Consider the following 21113-nt stretch of genomic DNA (forward strand, 5'->3'; position numbering starts at 1 on the left):
TCGAACGACCTGAGGGACCGCTGAGGAGCGCGCCATGAGTGCCGCAGACACGACCACCCCCGCCAAGGTGCCGCCGCCGCGGCAGGCGCCACCACCACCGGTCGCGAAGGACCCGCGCAGAAGCCGGACCTCGGGCGGCGCGGCCACGCCGTGGCTGCTGCTCGCGCCCTGCCTGCTGGTCCTCGCCCTGGTGATGGCGTATCCGCTCTTCAGGCTGGTCACGCTCTCCTTCCAGACCTTCGGGCAGTCCCAGCTGTGGGGCTTCAAGCCCGCCGAGTGGGTCGGCTTCGACAACTTCTCCAAGGTGCTCGGCGACAGCGAGTTCTGGGCGGTCGTCCTGCGGACCGTCATCTTCGCGGCCGGCTGCGTGATCCTCACGATGGTGCTCGGCATGCTGGTGGCCCTGCTGCTGCAGAAGGTCTCCGGCTGGGTGAAGACGATGATCAACATCGTGCTGATCGCCAGCTGGGGCATGCCGGTCATCGTGGCCACGACCGTCTTCAAATGGCTCTTCGACTCGGACTACGGCGTCCTCAACGCGCTGATGAGCAAGCTCCCCGGCGTCGACATGGTCGGCCACAACTGGTTCGCGAGCGGGCCCCAGGGGCTCGCCGTGATCATGCTGCTGGTGGTGTGGGGCGCCGTGCCCTTCGTCGTCATCACGCTCAGCGCGGGCCTCACCCAGGTCCCGAAGGAGCTGGAGGAGGCGGCCCGGCTCGACGGCGCGGGCGCCCTGGGCGTCTTCCGCTATGTCACCCTGCCCATCCTGAAGCCGATCATCGTGATGCTCACGACCCTGTCGGTGATCTGGGACATGGGCGTCTTCCCGCAGGTCTTCGTGATGCGCGGCGGCCACCCGGAGCCCGAGTTCCAGATCCTCAACACCTATTCCTACGACCGGGCGTTCGTGGTCAACGACTACGCCCAGGGCTCGGCGATCGCCCTGCTGACCGTGCTGCTGCTGCTCGGTGTCGTCGCCGTCTACATGCGTCAGATGCTGAAGATCGGAGAGGTCGAATGACCAGCACGAGCGTCGCCACGACGGGCGGCCGGGCTCGCGGGAGGTCGAAGCTCGGCTGGAACCTGCTCGGCCTCCTCGTCTTCCTGATCGCCGGCTTCCCCCTCTACTGGATGCTCAACACGGCCTTCAAGCCGGCCAAGGACGCCATCGACCCGGACCCGGGCCTGTTCCCGACCGGGTTCACGCTCGACAACTTCCGCCGGGCGATGGACATCGCGGACTTCTGGGGCCCGGTCGGCCGCAGCCTCGTCGTGTCGCTCTCGGTCGTCGTGATCGGCATGGTCGTCGGTGTGCTGGCCGCCCTCGCCATCTCCCGGTTCGCCTTCCGCGGCCGCAAGGTGGTCATCGTCGGCATCCTGGCGGTGCAGATGGTCCCCCTGGTCGCCATGATCATCCCGGTCTTCCTGCTGCTGAACGACCTGGAGCAGTACGACAAGCTCACGGGCCTGATCATCACGTACCTGACCTTCATCCTCCCCTTCACGGTGTGGACGCTGCGCGGCTTCATCGTCAACATCCCCAAGGAGCTGGAGGAGGCGGCGATGGTCGACGGGTGCAGCCGCACGAGCGCCTTCGTCCGCGTGGTCTTCCCGCTGCTCGCCCCCGGCATGGTCGCCACCTCGGTCTACGCCTTCATCCAGGCCTGGAACGAGTACATCTACGCCCTCATGCTGCTCAGCCAGAAGCACCAGACCGCGACCGTCTGGCTCGGCAACTTCACCACCAAGCACGGCACCGAATACGCCCCGATGATGGCGGGAGCCACGATGATGGCCGTGCCGATCGTCGTGCTGTTCCTCCTCGTCCAGCGCAAGATGGCCGCGGGGCTGACCGCGGGCGCAGTGAAGGGATAACGCCACCCGATGACGACATTCGCCAGCGGCACCGACACCCTCACACGGGACGCGCTGACCATTCTCCAGCCCGGGTTCACCGGGACCACCGCCCCCGACTGGGTGCTGCGCCGCCTCGGCGAGGGGCTCGCCTCGGTCGGCCTGTTCGGCCGCAACATCGCCTCGCCCGAGCAGGTGGCCGCCCTGACCGCACAGTTGCGGGCCGAACGCGACGACGTCCTGGTCGCCATCGACGAGGAGGGCGGGGACGTGACCCGCCTGGAGGTGCGCACCGGCTCCTCCTTCCCCGGCAACCACGCGCTCGGCGCGGTCGACGACGTGGAGCTCACCCGCGAGGTGGCCGCCGAACTCGGCCGCCGCCTGGCGGCGTGCGGGGTGAACCTCGACTGGGCCCCGTCGGCCGACGTGAACTCCAACCCGGAGAACCCGGTGATCGGTGTCCGCTCCTTCGGCGCCGACACCGACCTGGTCGCCCGGCACACCGCCGCCTACGTCACGGGCCTGCAGTCCGCAGGCGTCGCCGCCTGCACGAAGCATTTCCCGGGCCACGGCGACACGGCCGTCGACTCCCACGACGCGCTGCCGCGCATCGACGTGGACGCCTCGGTGCTCGACGCCCGCGACCTGACCCCGTTCCGCGCGGCCATCGCCGCGGGCAGCCGCGCCGTGATGAGTGCGCACATCCTGGTCCCCGCCCTGGACCCGGACCGCCCGGCCACGCTCTCGCCGCGCGCGCTCACCGAACTGCTCCGCGGCGAACTCGGCTACGACGGCCTCATCGTCACCGACGGCATGGAGATGAAGGCCATCGCGAGCACGTACGGCATCGAGCGGGGCAGCGTCCTCGCCGTGGCCGCCGGCGCCGACGCGATCTGCGTGGGCGGCGGGCTGTCCGACGAGGACACCGTACGGCGCCTGCGCGACGCCCTCGTCTCGGCGGTGCGCGCCGGCGAACTGCCCGAGGAACGCCTCGCGGACGCCGCCGCGCGGGTACGGGCCCTGGCCCGCTGGACCGCCGAGGCGGCGAAGAGCGCCCCGGACCGCACCTCCGACGACGAGGTGGGCCTGCGCGCGGCCCGCCGCGCGGTGCGGGCGACGGCGGGCGGGGACTTCGCCCCGCTCACCGAGCCTCCCTACGTCGCGTCCCTCACCCCCGTCGCCAACTTCGCGGTCGGCGACCAGACCCCCTGGGGCGTCGCGGCGGAGCTCTTCCGCCTGCTCCCCGGCACGGAGACCGGCAGCTTCAGCGGTGCGGACGCGGGACGCGAGGCCCTGGCCGCGGCCGGCTCCCGCCGCATCGTGGCCGTGGTCCGCGACGAGCACCGCCACCCCTGGATGGCGGCCGCCCTCGACACCCTGCTCGCGGCCCGGCCCGACACCGTCGTGGTCGAGATGGGCCTTCCGCAGGCCGCTCCCCGGGGCGCCCTGCACATCGCCACCCACGGCGCCGCCCGCGTCTGCGGCCGGGCGGCGGCGGAGGTCATCGCGGGCGTCGGCTGAGCCGGTCGCCCGGTCCGAGCGGCCGCGCGTGAACGCGCGGCCGCGGTGGGCGCAGACGCAAGGCGCCGGACCCGGCGGCGGGTCCGGCGCCTTCTCGCGTGCGGCGGGCGTGTTCTCGCGTGCGGCGGGCGTGCGCGGCTCAGATCCCTTGCCACTCCGGCTTGTTGGCGTACGCGTGCCGGAAGTAGTCCGCCAGCTTCAGCTTGGACGCCGCACCCTCGTCGACCACGACCGTCGCACGCGGGTGCAGCTGCAGCGCCGAGGCGGGGCACACCGCCGCCACCGGCCCCTCCACGGTCGCGGCCACCGCGTCCGCCTTGCCCTCACCCGTCGCGAGCAGCACCAGGTGCCGGGCCTCCAGGATCGTCCCGATGCCCTGCGTGATGACGTGGTGCGGCACCTGCTCGATGTCGCCGTCGAAGAAGCGCGCGTTGTCGATCCGCGTCTGCTCGGTCAGCGTCTTGATCCGGGTCCGCGAGGCCAGCGACGAGCACGGCTCGTTGAACCCGATGTGCCCGTCGGTCCCGATCCCGAGCAGCTGAAGATCCACCCCGCCGGCCCCGGCCAGCGCCCGGTCGTACGCCTCGCAGGCGCCCTGCACGTCCGCGGCCGTCCCGTCGGGCCCCATGAACGCGTCCATTCCGATCCCGAGCGGCTCCAGCACCTCGCGCCGGAGCACCGAGCGGTAGGACTCCGGGTGCTCGGCCGGCAGTCCCACATACTCGTCGAGCTGCGCGATCCGCACCCGCGAGGCGTCCACGGCACCGGAGTGCACCTGGGCCGCCAGCGCCTCGTAGACGGGGAGCGGGGTCGAGCCCGTGGCCACCCCGAGCAGCGCCTCGGGCTTGCGGCTCAGGAGCCGCGCCATGGCCTCGGCGATGATCTCGCCGCCCGACTTGGCGTCCGGAACGATGACAACTTCCACGCTGGGCCTGCCGATCTGAAGGGCTGTGTGGTTTAGACCAATCTAACAGAATCGGCCCCTCCGCCCCAGGGGCGCAGAGCCGCCCCCTTTCCGGGGGACGGCCCGCGGGACATCGCCATTCCATGCGAAGGACAGGCGTCGTTCGCCGCGGGGGGGTGGAATGGGGTGCGGCAGCGCCGGCCGAGGCACCCGCCCGGCGAGCCGAGAGAGACGAGCCGCGAGACCCGGGAGGAACCCACCATGACCGCCGAGACGCCGGCCCCGGCACCGGACCCCCAGCACGACGTCCCCGGCCGGATCATGGCCCGCGAGATGGCCGAGCAGCCCGCGGTGCTGCGCCGCCTGCTCCAGGAGGGCGCTCCCGCCGTCCGCCGGGTGGCCCAGGACATTGCGGCCCGCTCCCCCCGCTTCGTCCTGCTGACCGCCCGCGGCACCTCCGACAACGCCGCCCTCTACGCCAAGTACCTCCTGGAGATCCGCCTCGGCCTGCCCTGCGGCCTCACCTCGATGTCCACCACCACGGCGTACGGCGCCCGCCCCGACCTCACCGACGTCCTGGTGATCACCGTCAGCCAGTCCGGCGGCTCCCCGGACCTGGTGGCCTCGACCCGCGCCGCCCGCGAGGCCGGCGCGATCACCCTGGCCGTGACCAACAACCCCGACTCACCGCTGGCCGGAGTCTCCGAGCACCACGTCGACATCATGGCCGGGCCGGAGCGGGCCCTGCCCGCGACCAAGACCTATACGGCTTCCCTCCTCGCCCTCTACCTCTTCGTCGAAGGCCTGCGCGGCGGCGACGGCGGCGCTGCCAAGGCCCTGCCGGACCTCGCCGAGCAGCTGCTCGCCCGGCAGGACGAGGTCCGCGCCCTCGCCGCCCGCTACCGCTTCGCCGAACGCATGGTCATCACCTCCCGCGGCTACGGCTACCCCACGGCCAAGGAGGCCGCCCTCAAACTCATGGAGACCAGCTACATCCCCGCCCTCTCCTACTCCGGCGCGGACCTCCTGCACGGTCCGCTCGCCATGGTCGACAACGTCTCCCCGGTCATCGCGGTCGTCACCGACGGGAGGGGCGGCGAGGCCCTCCAGCCCGTCCTCGACCGGCTGCGCGGGCGCGGCGCCGACCTGTTCGTCGTGGGACCCAGGAGCCAGGTCGAGCGGGCCTCCGCCGGTTTCGTCCTGCCCACCGAGGGGGTGGCCGAGGAGGTCCAGCCGATCCTGGAGATCCTCCCGCTGCAGCTCCTCGCCCACGAGATCACCATCGCCCGGGGCCAGGACCCGGACGCGCCGCGCGCACTGGCGAAGGTGACGGAGACGCACTGAACGACGCCGGCCGGCCTGGGCACGCCCCTGTCACCTCCCTCGACCATTCCCTAGCGGACGCTACAGAAAAGACCGTACGACAGTGCTCCGCCATTTCTCTAGCATCCGCTATACAATTCACTCCATGGTGGGAGGCGAGGAGACCAGAGTGAAGGCCGGCGCCGTGTCCAAGCCGCGCGGCCGCCCCCGTTCCTTCGACCGCGAGACCGCGCTGGAGAAGGCGCTGATGGCCTTCTGGGAGCACGGCTACGAGGCGACCTCGGTCTCCGACCTCACCCGCGTCATGGGCATCGGCGCGCCGAGTCTGTACGCGGCCTTCGGCGACAAGCGGGCGCTGTTCGAGGAGGTCGTGACCTCGTACAGCACGCGGTACGGCGCCTTCTGCGACCGCGCCCTCGCCGAGGAGCCCACCGCCCGCGCGGCCGTGGGGCGGATGCTGCGCGAGGCCGCCGCCGCGTACACCGCGCCCGGCCACCCGCACGGCTGCCTCGTCCAGCACGCGGCCACGAACTGCGCGAGCCCGGAGGTCGAGGCGTCCTTGCGCGAGCGGCGCAACGCCGACCTCGCCGCCTTCGAGAGTCGTATCGAGGCGGGCATCGCGGCGGGGGAGCTGCCGGTGGGCACGAAGGCCGCCGCGCTCGCCCGGCACACGGGAGCGGTCGTGCAGGGCATGTCCCAGCAGGCGCGTGACGGGGCGAGCCGCGAGGAACTGGAGGCACTCGCCGAAATTGCCATGACCGTCTGGCCCCGCGCATGAACCGCAAGGGTTAGGCTGCGTGCTGGATGCCAGGACGTCCGAGTATGTGCGGCGCCCGCGGAACACAACAACAAACAGCCTTCAACGCATGGACACACGGAGTGGTCTAGTCCACAATTGTGTTGAAGCACTTGAGACCAGTGTGCGAAGCAAGCGAGCTTCCGTCCTCCCCGCACAGGAGGGCGGACGGAGGAACCGGAGCTCTCTGCCCTGACTGCCCCGGGTCCTCTTCCTTCGGCCGATCGGGACCGCACACCCCGTGGCCGATGTTGCTCCGGGCTGCGGTGCCGGGAGGGTTGAGGGTCCCTCCCAGGCGCCGCGGCCCGCGGGTGTCCTCGGGCGAGCGCTCGTTTCGGAGCCGTACAAACCGCCAGGTACGCTCGCACACGTGCCCTCCATGAACGAACTGGTCCGCCAGCACACCGCACTCGACGACTCCGACCTCGAGTGGCTCCATCTGCTGGTCTCGGAGTGGCAGCTGCTGTCCGACCTCTCCTTCGCCGACCTCGTCCTGTGGGTCCCCACCCGCGACGGCACCCGGTACGTCTCGGTCGCCCAGATGCGCCCCAACACCGGCCCCACCTCCTACCAGGACGACATGGTCGGCCACCTCGTCCCGCGCGGCCGCCGCCCCCTGCTGGACGCGGCGCTCGACGAGGGCCGGATCGTGCGCGAGGGCGACCCGGAGTGGCGCGAGGAGGTCCCGGTCCGGGTCGAGTCCATCCCGGTACGCCGGGATGGCCGCGTCCTCGGCGTCATCGCGCGCAACACCAACCTCCTCACCGTGCGCACCCCGAGCCGCCTGGAACTGACCTATCTGCAGAGCGCCTCGGACCTCGCGCAGATGATCGCGGCCGGCTCCTTCCCCTTCCCCGACCAGCAGATGGACATGGACGCCGCGCCGCGCGTCGGCGACGGCCTGATCCGGCTCGACGCGGACGGCATCGTCCAGTACGCCTCGCCGAACGCCCTCTCCGCCTACCACCGCATGGGCCTCGCCTCCGACCTGGTCGGCCAGCACCTCGGCAGGACCACCGCCGAACTCGCCCCGACCCGCGGCCCGGTGGACGAGGCGCTCGCCAAGGTGGCCAGCGGCTGGGCGCCGCGCGAGTTCGAGATCGAGGCGCACGACGGGGTCATCCAGTTCCGCGCGATCCCGCTCAAACCCAAGGGCACGCGCATCGGTTCGCTGGTCCTGCTCCGCGACGTCACCGAACTGCGCCGCCGCGAGCGTGAGTTGATCACCAAGGACGCGACCATCCGGGAGATCCACCACCGGGTGAAGAACAACCTCCAGACGGTCGCCGCGCTGCTGCGTCTGCAGGCCCGGCGCATCGAGTCCGACCGCGGCCGGGAGGCGCTCGACGAGGCGGTCCGCCGGGTCGGCTCGATCGCGATCGTGCACGAGACGCTCTCCCAGAACCTGGACGAGCGCGTGGAGTTCGACGACATCGCCGACCGCGTGCTGGCGATGGTCGCCGAGATCTCCCCGGGCAAGGTCACCGGCCGGCGCAGCGGGCGCTTCGGCATCCTGGACGCCGAGGTGGCCACCCCGCTGTCCATGGTCCTGACGGAGGTTCTGCAGAACGCCCTCGAACACGGTTTCCGCGAGGGGGACACCGGCACGGTCGAGGTCTCCGCGGTCCGCGGCGGCACCTCGAAGGAGGCCCGCCTGCTGGTCACCGTCCAGGACGACGGCGTCGGTCTGCCCGAGGGCTTCGACCCGCACACCTCGGGCAACCTGGGTCTGCAGATCGTACGGACCCTGGTGGAAGGGGAGTTGGGCGGTACGTTCGACATGGTCCCCGCGCCGGAGCGCGGAACCCGGGTGATCCTGGACGTGCCGGTGCAGCCGGACAAGTAGACCGCGGCGTACGGGACGCCGTGCCCCTCGCGGGCACAGCAAGAAGCCCCGGACCATGAGGTCCGGGGCTGACATGCTCGTTGCCAGCGTGTGCTGCGCATCGGGGGTACTGCGCGCTGCGGCTCGGGGGCGGGAGATGCGTACGCGCCGTACGCGCCGCCAAGCTCAGGCTGTTGCGGGGCGGGTGTGTCAGGCAGAAGCCTGACGGGCCCGGTTGCGGGCGGCACGGCGCTTCATCGCGCGACGCTCGTCCTCGCTGAGACCACCCCAGACGCCGGAGTCCTGACCGGACTCGAGCGCCCACTGCAGACACTGATCCATGACGGGGCAGCGACGGCAGACGGCCTTGGCTTCCTCGATCTGCAGCAGCGCAGGACCGGTGTTGCCGATGGGGAAGAAGAGCTCGGGGTCTTCCTCGCGGCAAACGGCGTTGTGACGCCAGTCCATGGCTGCTACCTCTCCTTGGTATTACATGCGGGTTGCTTGTGAATGTGAACGCTTTCACGAATCCCTCAACAAGTGAAGGGCCGACCGCCGAGTCTTCCCCGGCGTGGTCCTGTGTGTGAAGAGGGGTTCCGGTGGTCTGTGGACGCTGGTCCTGCGAGCTGTCCCGACCGCCACGTAGAGACTCGCAAACCTCAGCGGCGGATACAACCCCTTCCGGAAAGTTTTTTTTGATTCCTCGGTGTCGACTAGGTCACAGCCGTACTTCCATGGGGTGGATCCTGGCCTAAACGTTCGAGTGAAAGGACTTCAGCCCTTTCTGCTCACACAATCACACGCAGTGCACGGCGTACGCCTGTGAACGTCACGCTCGTACGCAGTCCCAGGTGGTCGCCGTCCATCTGAAGGGGTAGAGGCGCCTTCGAATGCAAGGTGAACTGGTCCAGGTCGTGCAGCGTCACGGTGTGCTTTCCATGGGCGCCGCGCTCGGGGGACGAAGTGAGCAACTGGGTCGCATACCGGGCAACCGAGACGGTCGACATACGGCTGAGACCGAGTACGTCGAGCCCGGTGTCGAACGAAGCCTTAGGCGTCGCGTACACCGGACGATTGCCCAGATACGTCCAGGGCGAGGTGTTGCAGATTATGGAGAGCACCAGATCGGTCACCGGGTCCTCACCCGGCCGCTCCAGCGTGATGGTGCCGTGCCGGCGGTGCGGCTCCTGCAGGAACTGCCGAACGACCTGGCGCAGGTAGAGGGCGTGCGTGGATTTCCGGCCCTGCTCCCGCTGCTGCTCGACCCGGCCGACCACGCCCGCGTCGAAGCCGAGCCCCGCGCAGAAGGTGAACCAGCGGGGCGGCACCGCCTCGTCCTCGGTGCCCGGGGTGCCCGCGGCGATGCCCATGCCGACGATGCGTTCGCTGCCCTCGCGCAGGGCGTCCAGCAGTGCGCCGGTCGCGTCGACGGCGTCGTTGGGCAGGCCCAGGGCGCGGGCGAAGACATTGGTGGAGCCGCCGGGGACCACGGCGAGGCGCGGGAGCCGCTCCGGGTCGGGACCGTCGTGGAGCAGGCCGTTGACCACCTCGTTGACCGTTCCGTCGCCGCCGAGGGCCACGACCAGGTCGATGTCGTCGCTCTCCGCCGCCTGCCGGGCGAGGTCGCGTGCGTGGCCGCGGTACTCCGTGGTGACCGCCTCGAGCTTCATCTCGCTGGCGAGCGCGTGGATCAGAACGTCGCGCCTACGTGCGCTTGTGGTGGTTGCCGCCGGGTTGACCACGAGAAGTGCACGCATGAAGGGCAGCGTACCTACTGGGAAGTACCGGGCACAGGGCGAGGTAGGGATCAGGTAAGAGGTGACGGCGTGAGGATCACCACGGGGGTCTCGCTCAACCTCGCCAAGGGGGGTCGGCGTCCCCAGGGCTACCCTTCAGGGGTGACCCGTGAGAAGACCCCCGCCACCGAGGAAGAGGCCGGTCCCCGCCCGCGCCGCCTGACGTATGCCGCGGCACTCGCCGCTCTGGAGGGGCTCGCGCTGGTCGTCGGGGGCGTCTGGATGCTCGTCGAGGGACTGGCCGGCAACCCGGACGACCGGCGGTCCGCCGTCACCGGCGGCGTCACCCTCGTCGTCCTCGCCCTGCTGCCGCTGCTGGCGGCCCGCGGGCTGCTCGCCCGGCGCAGCTGGAGCCGCGGTCCCGCGGTCATCACCCAGATCATGGCGCTGCCCGTGGCCTACAACCTGCTGCAGGCCGACAGCGTGGCCATTCCGGCGGGCATCGCGATCGCGGTCGTCGCCGTCGCCGCGCTCGTGCTGCTGATCAATCCCGCCACGACCCAGGCCCTCGGGATCAGGGGCCCGGGCCGCGCCCAGGACGGCAAGCGGTAGTCCCGCTTCCGGCCGGGCCCTACTCCTCCACCAGAAGCTTCTCGCGCAGCTGGGCCAGGGTGCGCGCCAGCAGCCGGGAGACGTGCATCTGTGAGATGCCGACCTCCTGGGCGATCTGCGACTGGGTCATGTTGCCGAAGAAGCGCAGCAGCAGGATGCGCTTCTCACGGGGCGGAAGGTCTTCCAGGAGCGGCTTGAGCGACTCCCGGTACTCCACGCCCTCCAGCGCCTCGTCCTCGGCGCCGAGGGTGTCCGCGACCGCCGGCGACTCGTCGTCGGTGTCGGGGACGTCCAGCGACAGGGTGGAGTAGGCGTTGGCCGACTCCAGGCCCTCCAGGACCTCCTCCTCCGAGATCGCCAGCTTCTCGGCGAGCTCGTGGACCGTGGGGGAGCGGCCGTGCTGCTGGGAGAGCTCGGCGGTCGCCGTGGTGAGCGCGAGGCGCAGCTCCTGCAGCCGCCGCGGGACCCGCACCGCCCAGCCCTTGTCACGGAAGTGGCGCTTGATCTCGCCGACGACCGTCGGGGTCGCGTACGTGGAGAACTCCACACCGCGCTCCGGGTCGAAGCGGTCGACCGACTTGATCAGGCCGATGGTGGCGACCTGGGTGAGGTCGTCCAGCGGCTCGCCGCGGTTGCGGAAGCGGCGCGCGAGGTGCTCGACGAGCGGCAGGTGCATGCGGACCAGCTTGTTGCGCAGCTCCGCGTACTCCGCGCTGCCGTCCTTCAGCGTGCGCAGCTCGACGAACATCGCGCGGGCGCCACTGCGGTCCTGCGCGTCGTGCTGTGTGGCCTGCTGCACGCTCGGCTGGTCCTGGCCGTCGCCCTCGGCGTTTCGCTCGTGCTCGCTCATCGTCCCGCCCGTCGCCCTTCTCCGAGCCCTCGCCTCCGCTCGGACCGGGGTGACCCCGCACTGCCCGGCCGGAGGCGTGCTCGCCACGGCACCTCCGCGCTCCCGCCGTCCGTCCTGCGGGATGCCGGGGTCCGCGGAGTCGTCCTCCGGATGCGGCCGGGCCTGCTCGGGGATGCCGTCGATCCCGTCGGTGCCGCCGGCGGCGTCCCGCATGCGTCGGGACCCGCCTGTGCCCTCGGCCGGCAGCTCTCGTGTGCCGCGCTCTTCGTCACGCACCGGCCCGTCCCCTGTCCTCACGCCGGCCCGGGTCCCGCGCCGCGCTGTTTGTAGAGGCTGATCGAAACGGTTTTGTCCTCGTCCACGGCCGAGGAGACCTTGCCCGCGAGCGCGGACAGGACGGTCCAGGCGAAGGTGTCCCGCGAGGGGGCGTGGCCGTCCGTGGTCGGGGCCGAGACGGTGACCTCGAGCGAGTCGTCGACGAGGCGGAAGACGCAGCTGAGCACCGAGCCGGGCACGGCCTGCTGGAGCAGGATCGCGCAGGCCTCGTCCACCGCGATGCGAAGGTCCTCGATCTCGTCGAGGGTGAAGTCCAAGCGGGCCGCGAGGCCGGCAGTCGCCGTACGCAGCACCGACAGGTAGGCACCCGCAGCCGGCAGCCGGACTTCCACGAAGTCCTGGGTCGCGGGCTCGCCTGCGATCTGGGACACCCTCACCTCCAAGGTGGTACAAGCCAATCGGGGCCGAGGGTCGCCCCCCGGGATAACGCGATGTGTGGTTCAGCGGTGACGCTATCGCGCTCTCAAGTTTCCTGTCCCGGGACCCCAACCCCTTGCCGTCACTCACAGTAAAACTGTGGATACGCTCCGTGTCTAGAGGTCTGCGGCTCCAATTGGGAAGAACGCGCGCCGGGTTGACGTACCCAGACGTCAGACGGTCGAACCGTCCGGCGCGTGGGACGCGCCCCGGTCGTCCAGGGTCACACGAGAACGTGGTCCACGAAGCACCAACGCCAGTTCTCGCCGGGCTCGAAGGTCTGCATGATCGGATGGCTGGTGTCCTTGTGGTGTTCCGTCGCATGCCGGTTCGGCGACGAGTCGCAGCAGGCGACATGGCCGCAGGCGAGGCACAGCCGCAGCTGGACCGGGTGGGTGCCGTCGCGCAGACACTCCTCGCACGTCTCGCTGAGCGGACCGGGTTGCGGGTCGGGCAGCGCGTCGGCGTGCGTGCAATGTTTCATGATTGCCAGATTACGACGGGTGTGCGGATGACCGCGCGGAAAAACGAGGGCGGGCGAGGACGATGGACGTGATGCCACTGCTGTTGCTGGTGGCGGGCAGCACCGCGATCGCCGCGGTCGCCCGGCGCACGCCGGTGCCGGCGCCGCTGCTGCTCGTGGCCGTGGGCCTCGCCGTCTCGTACGTGCCAGGGGTGCCGGACTACACCCTGGACCCGGAGATCGTGCTTCCCCTGGTGCTGCCGCCGCTGCTGCACAAGGAGGCCGTCGAGAGTTCGTACCTCGACCTGCGGGCCACGATGCGGCCGGTGGCGCTGCTGTCGGTGGGGTACGTGCTGTTCGCGACCTTCGTGGTGGGCTGGATCGCCTATCTCGTCGTCCCCGGGCTCCCGCTGCCCGCGGCACTGGTGCTCGGCGCGGTGGTGGCGCCGACGGACGCCGTCGCGGCGGCGGCCGTCGCCCGGCGGGTGGGTCTGCCGTCCCGGATCACCACGATCCTGCAGGGCGAGTCGCTGCTGAACGACGCCACCGCGATCACGGCGTACCGGGTGGCCGTCGCCGCCGCCGTCGGCGAAGGGGCCTCCTGGATCGGCGGGATCGGCGAGTTCCTGCTGGCGGCGGTCGGCGGCGTCGTGGTCGGACTGGTGCTGATGGCGCCGATCCACTGGCTGCGCACCCACGTGAAGGAGGCGCTGCTGCAGAACACCATGTCCCTGCTGATCCCGTTCGCCGCGTACGCCGTCGCCGAGCAGGTGCACGCCTCGGGTGTCCTCGCGGTCGTGGTCGTCGCCCTCTACATCGGCCACCGCGCCTGGGAGGTCGACTTCGCCACCCGTCTCCAGGAGGAGGCGGTGTGGAAGGTGGTCGCGTTCGTCCTGGAGTCCGCGGTCTTCGCGCTCATCGGCCTGCAGCTGCCGGTCGTCCTCAAGGGGCTCGGCGAGTACCGGGGCGTCGACGCCGTCTGGTACGCGGTGGTCGTCTTCCTCGTGGTCGTGGTGACCCGGTTCGTCTGGGTGTATCCCGGCACCTTCGTGCCCCGCATGCTCTCCGCGCGGATCAGGGAGCGCGAGGAGAACCCCACCTGGAGAGGGCCGATCGTCACGTCCTGGGCCGCCATGCGGGGCGTCGTCTCACTCGCCATCGCCTTCTCGATCCCGCTCACCGTGCACGGCGGCGGCCCCTTCCCGCAGCGCAACCTCATCCTCTTCCTGACCTTCACGACCGTGATCGGCACCCTGGTGGTGCAGGGCTTCAGCCTGGCCCCGCTGATCCGCCTGCTGAAGTTCCCCGGCCGGGACGAGCAGGCCGAGACCCTCGCGGAGGCCAACGCCCAGGCGCAGGCCTCCCGGGTCGCCGAGCGGCGCCTGGACGAGCTCCTCGCGGACGAGCGCAACGCCCTCCCGCCTCCGCTCGCCGACCGCCTGCGCCAGGTCCTGGAGCGCCGCCGCAACGCCGTCTGGGAGCGCCTCGGCCAGGTCAACCCGGTCACGGGGGAATCGGTCGACGACACCTACCGCCGTCTGTCCAGGGAGATGATCGGCGCCGAGCGCGCGATGTTCGTGCGGCTGCGGGACGGCCGCTACATCGACGACGAGATGCTGCGGACGCTGCTGCGCAGGCTGGACCTGGAGGAGGCGGCGGCCTTCCGGGAGACGGCGCAGGGCTGAGCCGCGGCGGCTCGGGGAGGGCGCGGCCGGGCGGGGACGGCCTACGGGAAGGGCCGCCCGGTGACCACGGCCGCCACGGTCGTCCCGCGAGGGAACGCGCCCTCGTCGGCGAGGGTGACAAGTCCGTAGAGCAACTTGGCGACATAGAGACGTTCGACCGGGAGGCCGTGACGGTTCCCGAAGTCCTCGGCGAACGCGTCGAGTGCGGCCGGGGTCCGGGCGTAGCCGCCGAAGTGGAAGCGGTCGTCGAGGCTCCACTCGCCGCGCCGGCCGCCGAACGCCCCCTCCTGGAGAGCCTCCGTGGCGGCGGCCAGGAAACCGCCCTTGAGGACCGGTATGCCGAGCGCGCGCTGGCCGGGGGCCAGCCCCGCGGCCAGCCCGGCCAGCGTGCCGCCGGTGCCGCAGGCGAGGGCGACGACGTCCGCGCGGCCGCGCAGTTCCTCGCCCAGGGCCCGGCAGCCCCGTACGGCTTCGGTGTTGCTGCCGCCCTCGGGGACGACATAGGCGTCGGTGGCGCCGGCCGCGCGCAGCACGCGCGCGAGGACGTCCCTCTCGGCCGTGCGGCGGTACGTCGACCGGTCGACGAAGTGCAGCCGCATGCCGTCGGCCGCGCACCGGGCCAGTGACGGGTTCAGCGGGCGGCCGGCCAGCTCCTGGCCGCGGACCACGCCCACCGTGGGCAGCCCGAGCAGGCGGCCCGCGGCGGCGGTGGCGCGCAGGTGGTTGGAGTAGGCGCCGCCGAACGTGAGGACCGTACGGCCGTGCGCGGCGGCCAGGTTGGGCGCCAGCTTGCGCCACTTGTTGCCGATCAGCTCCGGGTGGATGAGATCGTCGCGCTTGAGCAGCAGGCGCAGGCCGCGGCGGGCGAAGCGGTCGTCCTCGGCCTCGTGCAGGGGCGAGGGCAGCCGAGGGCCCAGGGCGGCGAGGTCGGGGGCGTCGGGGCTGCTCACGCCGGTATTGTCCCGCCCGGACCGGCGCCGTCGCACGCCGGCTGCCGCAGCCGCTCCCGCACCCGCTCGCGCAGCCAGGCCATCGTGAACCCGCGCGGATCCACCTTCCCCGGCTGCCACTCCAGGTGGCCGATCACCGAGCGCTCCGTCCACCCGTGGTGCCGGCACACCGCCGCGGCGGCCCGCTCGATGGCCGTCAGCTGGGCCGCGGGCCAGGGGTCCTTGCCGTTGCCGAGGTTCTCGCACTCGAAGCCGTAGAAGTAGCGGTTGCCGTCGGTGTTCGCCTCGTTGTCCGGCGGGAGCGCCTTCTCGGCGATCACCGCGCGCAGCACGTCGTCGTCGCCGAGGCCGGCGTGGTTGGCCCGGCCAGAGCCGACCAGGTGGACTGCGCCGTCCTTGGTGATCACGCCGTGGCACAGCGGGCCGGGCAGGCCGGCGTAGCCGTCCCGGCACAGGTCGACGGTGCGCCGGCCGCCGCTCGTGACCGTGTGGTGGATCATGACGCCGTGCACCGGGCCCCACGGGCCCTTGTGGTTGCGATTGTGATGCGCCCAGTCGCCGACCCCGACCACCGTGAGGCCCTCCGCCCGCAGGCCGGCCAGGAAACGTCCCGCGGACATGGGTGTGGCCATGACCGCCTCCTTCGTGCTGTGCCGACGGCCGCCCGCCGCGACCCTCCGTGAGGGGGGTTGTACCGAAAGTAAGCATCCGATCACACATCGTCGCCGTGACCGGGGGTCGGATCCGGCCATCTCGCGCACGCGGACGTCGGACAGGAGCCCCATCGATGCCCAGCCCCGCGAAGATCCAATCCCGCTCGTTCGTGTAATAGCACCGGCACGCTCCGTGATGGAAGGCTGGTCCGTGCAAGTCGCGATGCACGGCGCCGTCCACGTCGCCGCAAGACCGGGAAGGCAATTCTCATATGTCGGTAGGCGAAGAGGTCCGTTCGGAGCAGGGCACGCCGCAGCAGAGTCTCGGCACGGCCGCCGCACGGAACCTGGCCACCACCACCAAGTCCGCGCCCCAGATGCAGGAGATCAGCTCGCGCTGGCTGCTGCGGATGCTGCCGTGGGTCAACGTCCAGGGCGGGACGTACCGGGTCAACCGGCGACTGACCTACGCGGTGGGGGACGGCCGCATCACATTCGTGAAGACCGGCGACCGTGTCGAGGTCATCCCGGCCGAGCTCGGCGAACTCCCCGCACTGCGGTCGTACGAGGACCAGGAGGTGCTCGCGGAGCTCGCCCAGCGCTGCCGCCAGCAGGAATTCGCGCCCGGTTCCGTGATCGCCTCGTTCGGGAGCCGGTCCGAGGAGGTCCACCTGCTGGCGCACGGCAGGGTCGAGAAGATCGGCACCGGTCCCTACGGCGACGACGCGGTCCTCGGCGTGCTCGCCGACGGCGCCTACTTCGGCGACGCGTCGCTGCTCGACCCGGAGGCCATCTGGGAGTACACGGCCCGCGCGGACACCGCGTGCACCGTACTGAGCCTCTCCCGCCAGGACGTCGAGCAGGTCGCGGAACGCTCCGACTCCCTGCGCGAGCACCTCCGGCAGCTGCGCGCGATCCCCGAGCAGCACACCAACAAGTACGGCGAGAAGGCCGTCGACCTCGCCGCGGGCCACAGCGGTGAGCCGGACATCCCGCACACCTTCGTCGACTACGAGGCCAGGCCCCGCGAGTACGAACTGAGCATCGCCCAGACCGTGCTGCGCATCCATTCGCGCGTGGCCGACCTGTACAACCAGCCGATGAACCAGACCGAGCAGCAGCTCCGGCTCACCGTCGAGGCGTTGAAGGAGCGCCAGGAGCACGAGCTGGTCAACAACCGCGAGTTCGGCATGCTGCACAACTGCGAGTACGACCAGCGGCTCCAGCCGCACGACGGCGTGCCCAGCCCGGACGACCTGGACGAGCTGCTCAGCCGGCGCCGCGGCACCAAGATGCTGCTCGCCCACCCGCGCGCGATCTCCGCGATCGGCCGCGAGCTGAACAAGCGCGGACTCGTCCCCGAGACCCTGGAGGTGGCGGGCAACCGCATCCCGACCTGGCGCGGTGTGCCGATCTACCCCTGCAACAAGATCCCGGTCTCCGAGGCCCGTACGACCTCGATCATCGCCATGCGCACCGGAGAGGACGAGCAGGGCGTCATCGGACTCCAGCAGGCCGGGCTTCCGGACGAGATCGAGCCGAGCCTGTCCGTGCGCTTCATGGGCATCAACGAACAGGCGATCATCAAGTACCTGGTGACGGCCTACTACTCGGCCGCGGTCCTGGTGCCGGACGCGCTCGGCGTCCTGGAGAACGTCGAGATCGGCCGCTGGAGGTGACGTTTCGGCACCTGGCGGCCGTGTCCGGGCCCACCGGCGTGGGTACATCCCGGTCGTATGCGCCCAGCCGGAGCGGAAGCGCCACCGTCCGCGGACTGACCGAGGGAGATCCCATGGCCGAGTTCCTCACGGAGGCGAAGCAGCACGTCACGGCCGCGCAGCCGCTCGACGGGCACGAGGCGGCCGTGATCCTGGAGCGCACCCGGTCGTCCGTGGACCCCGAACTGCGCGCCGCCATCGACTCGTTGCCCGGCTCCATGCGCCGGATCGCGCTCTACCACTTCGGCTGGGAGCACGCGGACGGCACCCCGGCCGCGGGCAATGCGGGCAAGGCGATCCGCCCCGCGCTCGTCCTCACCGCGGCCGCCGCGCTCGGTGGGCCGGCGGCGCGCGAGGCGGCGGTGCGGGCGGCCGCGGCGGTGGAGCTGGTGCACAACTTCACGCTGCTGCACGACGACGTGATGGACCGGGACACCACCCGCCGGCACCGGCCCACCGCGTGGACGGTGTTCGGCGACGCCGACGCGATCCTCGCCGGGGACGCCCTGCAGGCCCTGGCACTCGGGATGCTCGCCGAGGACACGCACCCGGCGTCCGCGCCGGCCGCCGCCCGGATCGCGTCCTGCGTCGTCGAGCTGTGCGCGGGCCAGCACGCGGACACGGCGATGGAGCGGCGCGGCCCCGGCGAGGTCACCCTCGACGAGGTGCTGACCATGGCCGAGGCCAAGACGGGCGCCCTGATCGGATGCGCCTGCGCGCTGGGCGGGCTGTACGCGGGGGCGTCGCACGAGGACGTCGAGGCGCTGGACGCGTTCGGCCGTGAGGCCGGGCTCGCCTTCCAGCTCATCGACGACGTCATCGGCATATGGGGCGATCCGCACCGCACCGGGAAGCCCGCGGGCGCGGACCTGGCGGCCCGCAAGAAGTCCCTGCCGGTCGTCGCCGCGCTCACCTCGGGCACCCCGGCGGCCTCCGAACTGGCCGAGCTGTATGCGATGCCGTACGCGAAGGAGGACGAGGAGCAGATCGCGCGTACGGCGCTCGCCGTCGAGCGGGCCGGCGGACGCGACTGGGCACAGATCCAGGCCGCCGACCGGATGGCCCGCGCGATGGGTGAGTTGTCCCGGGCGGTGGCCGATCCGGCGGAGGCGGGCGGACTGCTCGCGCTGCTGGAGTTCGTGACACGGCGCAGCAGCTGACCGCGACACCCAGGACCCCGGAGCCGTCCGGGGCCGTGCGGCTCCTGACCCCGTACGGCCCCGGTGGCTCCGGCCCGGCGGGTCCCGCACATCCCCACGGTGTGCGGGGCCCGTCAACTCCCCTTCTTTTCCGGCTCGTTCGCCGGGACGGTCTGTATAGGCTCGACAGCCGTACAGGCACAGTCGATCGAGGTCGAAGGGGACGGGGCATGGGCGTGGCGATCCGCACGGCGGGCGAGGACGACCGGGAGCTGGTCGTACGGCTGCTGGACGAGGCCTTCCAGGACGATCCGGTCAGCGGCTGGGTCTTTCCCGGGGACGAGTACCGCCGGACGACGCACCACAGGCTGATGGCCGCGTTCACCGCGATCGTGCTGGAGGAGGGCCGGATCGACGTCACGGGGGACGGCAGCGCGTGCGCCCTGTGGCTGTCGGTGCCCGCCGAGGAGCACGGTGGCGAGGACGAGGGGTTCGCCCGGCTCCGGGAGGCCATCGACCCCGGGAACGAACGCATCGAGCTGATAGGGCGGCTGACGGCGCGGGCCCATCCGGCGGGGCGCGCGCACGAGTACCTGTGGATGATCGGCGTGACGCCGGAGCGGCAGGGGCAGGGACTGGGCACGGAGCTCGTCCAGCATGTCCTCGACCGCTGCGACCGCGAGGGGCTGCCCGCGTATCTGGAGGCCAGCAACGCCCGCAGCCGGGCGCTGTACGAGCGCCTGGGCTTCGGTCCGGCCGGCCGCCCGCTCGACCTCCCCGACGGCCCGCGGATGTGGCCGATGTGGCGGGACCCCCGCGGCTGACTTGGGCATCCACGACTGCCACCGACGACTGCCGGAGCGGTTTGCTCCGCAGGTCCAAGGGCCGCTGCGGGACCGGCTCTTCCGGCGAAACGGATCGCCTCCGGCGGGACCGGCCACCCTCGGCGGGACCGGCCGCCCCGGCGGACCTGTCGCCTCCGGCGGGACCGACTGCTCCGGCGGAACCCGGGTCGTCCCGGCGGGACCGGTTGAGCCGGCGGGGCCGATGGCCCGGTGGGACCGATGGCCCCGGCCGGACGCGGGTCGGCCCCCGGTGGGGCCGGCGGTGCCGGCCGGGCCCCGGTCGTGCCCGGTGGAAGGGTGGCTTGCGGACGGATCCCGGTCGTGCCCGGTGGGAAGGGCGGCTTACGGCCGGACCCTGGTCGTGCCCGGTGGAAGGGTGGCTTGCGGACGGACCCTGGTCGTGCCCGGTGGAAGGGTGGCTTACGGACGGACCCCCCGGTCGTGCCCGGTGGGAAGGTTGGCTTGCGGACGGATCCCGGTCGTGCCCGGTGGAAGGGTGGCTTGCGGACGGACCCCCCCGGTCGTGCCCGGTGGGAAGGTTGGCTTGCGGACGGGCCCCGGTCGTGTCCGGTGGAAGGACGGCTTGCGGCGGGGCTGAGTGGGGATTCGACGGTTTCTGCAGGGGGATGGCCGGCGGTGGCCCCGTGCGGGTCGGACCGGTGCTGGAGGCGGGGTGCGTGGTCGGCGACGGTCCGCTCGTCCGTACGTACGCGCGAACGCCCCGACCGTCCTACGCTGAGGAACATGGACAGCTCAGAACACGTCTGTCCGGTGTGCGGACAGCCCGTGGAGACCGTCGTCAGACGCCACAAGACGCTGGGCGCGTGGGTCCCGCGCTGGGAGGCGGGCCCGTGCCACAACCCCGAGTGCGAGGCCCACGTCTCCGGCGGCGAGGCCGAGCGGGCCGGCCGGGAGTCCGGGGAGACGTCCGCGTCGCAGCCCTGACACCCCGACTCCGTCTCCCGGGAGTGTCGAGAATCCCGGCCCGGCTCCGACGTCCCCCGTGAGAGCCGCCCACGAGGGGTGGTGAGAGCCGAAGGAGCGGAACGATGAAGTACCTGGTCATGGTGCAGTGCTCGCAGGCGGACTACGAGGCCATGCAGGGCAAGGGCAGCGAGCACTTCCCGGCCTGGACCGAGGAGGAGGTCCAGGCCATGTACGCGTTCATGGGCGCCCTCAACGACGACCTCGCCGAGTCCGGCGAGCTGGTCGACGCACGGGGCCTGACCGAGCCGGCGCGGACCCGGCTGGTCGGCCGGGGCGACGACGGCGGGAGCGTGATCACCGACGGCCCCTACGGCGAGACCAAGGAGCTGCTGGCGGGCTACTGGGTGCTGGACTGCGCGAGCCTGGAGCGCGTGACGGAGATCGCCGAGCGCGTGCTGCAGTGCCCGCAGCCGGCCGGTGCTCCCCGCCACCCCGTGGCGATCCGGCCCGTCGACGACGGCTCCGCGGACGTGTGAGCGGGCTCCCGGGTCCGGGCGCG

21 protein-coding genes are annotated in these 21113 nt (G+C 71.7%); 13 read left to right on the top strand and 8 right to left on the bottom strand.

The annotated features are described in order from the left end of the window. Positions 1 to 34: 34 nt before the first annotated feature. The 3 genes from ACIRPX_RS11900 to ACIRPX_RS11910 are packed head-to-tail and all read left to right on the top strand — an operon-like array spanning position 35 to position 3375. Positions 35 to 1021: a carbohydrate ABC transporter permease gene (locus tag ACIRPX_RS11900; protein ID WP_404191928.1), complete on the top strand. Its 987-nt coding sequence runs from the start codon at positions 35 to 37 to the stop codon at positions 1019 to 1021. Next, a complete protein-coding gene (locus ACIRPX_RS11905) occupies positions 1018 to 1875 on the top strand; it encodes a carbohydrate ABC transporter permease (protein ID WP_404191930.1) in 858 nt (285 codons plus the stop codon). Before ACIRPX_RS11900 ends, ACIRPX_RS11905 begins: the two co-directional genes overlap by 4 nt. 9 nt (positions 1876 to 1884) lie before the next feature. Then, positions 1885 to 3375, top strand: a complete 1491-nt coding sequence (locus ACIRPX_RS11910; protein ID WP_404191933.1) for a glycoside hydrolase family 3 protein — start codon at positions 1885 to 1887, stop codon at positions 3373 to 3375. Positions 3376 to 3514: 139 nt separating this feature from the next. Here ACIRPX_RS11910 and nagB read toward each other — a convergent pair whose 3' ends face one another. After that, on the bottom strand, positions 3515 to 4300 hold the full coding sequence (gene nagB / locus ACIRPX_RS11915) for a glucosamine-6-phosphate deaminase (RefSeq protein ID WP_404191936.1): 786 nt from the start codon (positions 4298 to 4300) through the stop codon (positions 3515 to 3517). A gap of 240 nt (positions 4301 to 4540) precedes the next feature. Here nagB and ACIRPX_RS11920 point away from each other — a divergent pair, with 240 nt between their 5' ends. The 3 genes from ACIRPX_RS11920 to ACIRPX_RS11930 all read left to right on the top strand — a co-directional run bounded on the left by ACIRPX_RS11920 (position 4541) and on the right by ACIRPX_RS11930 (position 8244). Continuing rightward, complete coding sequence (locus ACIRPX_RS11920) at positions 4541 to 5623, top strand: SIS domain-containing protein (RefSeq protein ID WP_404191939.1); 1083 nt, start codon at positions 4541 to 4543, stop codon at positions 5621 to 5623. A gap of 124 nt (positions 5624 to 5747) precedes the next feature. Continuing rightward, positions 5748 to 6380 (top strand): TetR/AcrR family transcriptional regulator, encoded by a 633-nt coding sequence (locus tag ACIRPX_RS11925; protein ID WP_404191942.1) that lies wholly within the window; start codon positions 5748 to 5750, stop codon positions 6378 to 6380. 388 nt (positions 6381 to 6768) lie between these two features. Then, positions 6769 to 8244: a sensor histidine kinase gene (locus ACIRPX_RS11930; RefSeq protein WP_404191945.1), complete on the top strand. Its 1476-nt coding sequence runs from the start codon at positions 6769 to 6771 to the stop codon at positions 8242 to 8244. A 189-nt stretch (positions 8245 to 8433) separates the two neighbouring features. On the opposite strand, the gene ACIRPX_RS11935 is transcribed toward ACIRPX_RS11930, so the two are convergent. Both ACIRPX_RS11935 and ACIRPX_RS11940 read right to left on the bottom strand, forming a co-directional pair. Then, positions 8434 to 8691, bottom strand: a complete 258-nt coding sequence (locus tag ACIRPX_RS11935; protein ID WP_006142322.1) for a WhiB family transcriptional regulator — start codon at positions 8689 to 8691, stop codon at positions 8434 to 8436. Positions 8692 to 9011: 320 nt separating this feature from the next. Continuing rightward, positions 9012 to 9980 carry a diacylglycerol/lipid kinase family protein gene (locus ACIRPX_RS11940; protein WP_404191947.1) on the bottom strand — a complete coding sequence of 323 codons (969 nt, stop codon included), beginning with the start codon at positions 9978 to 9980 and terminating at the stop codon, positions 9012 to 9014. Positions 9981 to 10121: 141 nt separating this feature from the next. On the opposite strand from ACIRPX_RS11940, the gene ACIRPX_RS11945 reads away from it, so the two are divergent. After that, on the top strand, positions 10122 to 10571 hold the full coding sequence (locus ACIRPX_RS11945; protein ID WP_404191950.1) for a hypothetical protein: 450 nt from the start codon (positions 10122 to 10124) through the stop codon (positions 10569 to 10571). 19 nt (positions 10572 to 10590) lie between these two features. Here the strand turns inward: ACIRPX_RS11945 and ACIRPX_RS11950 are convergent, their stop codons facing one another. The 3 genes from ACIRPX_RS11950 to ACIRPX_RS11960 form a co-directional block, all read right to left on the bottom strand. Beyond that, on the bottom strand, positions 10591 to 11718 hold the full coding sequence (locus ACIRPX_RS11950) for an RNA polymerase sigma factor SigF (protein WP_404191953.1): 1128 nt from the start codon (positions 11716 to 11718) through the stop codon (positions 10591 to 10593). After that, the gene (locus ACIRPX_RS11955; RefSeq protein WP_004925829.1) at positions 11715 to 12128 is read right to left on the bottom strand and encodes an anti-sigma regulatory factor; all 414 of its coding nucleotides are present in this window, start codon (positions 12126 to 12128) and stop codon (positions 11715 to 11717) included. Before ACIRPX_RS11955 ends, ACIRPX_RS11950 begins: the two co-directional genes overlap by 4 nt. Positions 12129 to 12397: 269 nt before the next feature. Beyond that, a complete protein-coding gene (locus tag ACIRPX_RS11960) occupies positions 12398 to 12658 on the bottom strand; it encodes a UBP-type zinc finger domain-containing protein (protein ID WP_404191956.1) in 261 nt (86 codons plus the stop codon). Positions 12659 to 12720: 62 nt separating this feature from the next. On the opposite strand from ACIRPX_RS11960, the gene ACIRPX_RS11965 reads away from it, so the two are divergent. Then, on the top strand, positions 12721 to 14322 hold the full coding sequence (locus ACIRPX_RS11965; protein ID WP_404191959.1) for a Na+/H+ antiporter: 1602 nt from the start codon (positions 12721 to 12723) through the stop codon (positions 14320 to 14322). A 41-nt stretch (positions 14323 to 14363) separates the two neighbouring features. Here ACIRPX_RS11965 and ACIRPX_RS11970 read toward each other — a convergent pair whose 3' ends face one another. Beyond that, positions 14364 to 15272, bottom strand: coding sequence for a 1-aminocyclopropane-1-carboxylate deaminase/D-cysteine desulfhydrase (locus tag ACIRPX_RS11970; protein ID WP_404191963.1), 909 nt, complete (start codon positions 15270 to 15272; stop codon positions 14364 to 14366). Next, the gene (locus ACIRPX_RS11975) at positions 15269 to 15904 is read right to left on the bottom strand and encodes an N-acetylmuramoyl-L-alanine amidase (protein WP_404191966.1); all 636 of its coding nucleotides are present in this window, start codon (positions 15902 to 15904) and stop codon (positions 15269 to 15271) included. Before ACIRPX_RS11975 ends, ACIRPX_RS11970 begins: the two co-directional genes overlap by 4 nt. A 293-nt stretch (positions 15905 to 16197) precedes the next feature. Here ACIRPX_RS11975 and ACIRPX_RS11980 point away from each other — a divergent pair, with 293 nt between their 5' ends. From ACIRPX_RS11980 to ACIRPX_RS12000, 5 genes are all read left to right on the top strand, one after another. Further along, positions 16198 to 17604 carry a family 2B encapsulin nanocompartment shell protein gene (locus ACIRPX_RS11980; protein ID WP_404191968.1) on the top strand — a complete coding sequence of 469 codons (1407 nt, stop codon included), beginning with the start codon at positions 16198 to 16200 and terminating at the stop codon, positions 17602 to 17604. Between the two features lie 113 nt (positions 17605 to 17717). Beyond that, positions 17718 to 18803 carry a family 2 encapsulin nanocompartment cargo protein polyprenyl transferase gene (locus tag ACIRPX_RS11985; protein WP_404191971.1) on the top strand — a complete coding sequence of 362 codons (1086 nt, stop codon included), beginning with the start codon at positions 17718 to 17720 and terminating at the stop codon, positions 18801 to 18803. 209 nt (positions 18804 to 19012) lie between these two features. Then, complete coding sequence (locus ACIRPX_RS11990) at positions 19013 to 19606, top strand: GNAT family N-acetyltransferase (protein ID WP_404191973.1); 594 nt, start codon at positions 19013 to 19015, stop codon at positions 19604 to 19606. Between the two features lie 765 nt (positions 19607 to 20371). Next, positions 20372 to 20572: a hypothetical protein gene (locus tag ACIRPX_RS11995; RefSeq protein ID WP_404191976.1), complete on the top strand. Its 201-nt coding sequence runs from the start codon at positions 20372 to 20374 to the stop codon at positions 20570 to 20572. A gap of 104 nt (positions 20573 to 20676) precedes the next feature. Further along, positions 20677 to 21090 (top strand): YciI family protein, encoded by a 414-nt coding sequence (locus ACIRPX_RS12000; protein ID WP_404191979.1) that lies wholly within the window; start codon positions 20677 to 20679, stop codon positions 21088 to 21090. Positions 21091 to 21113 lie beyond the last annotated feature (23 nt).

Origin of the sequence: Streptomyces sp. NPDC101225 (assembly GCF_044767585.1) — a bacterium.
Classification (GTDB): Bacteria; Actinomycetota; Actinomycetes; order Streptomycetales; family Streptomycetaceae; genus Streptomyces.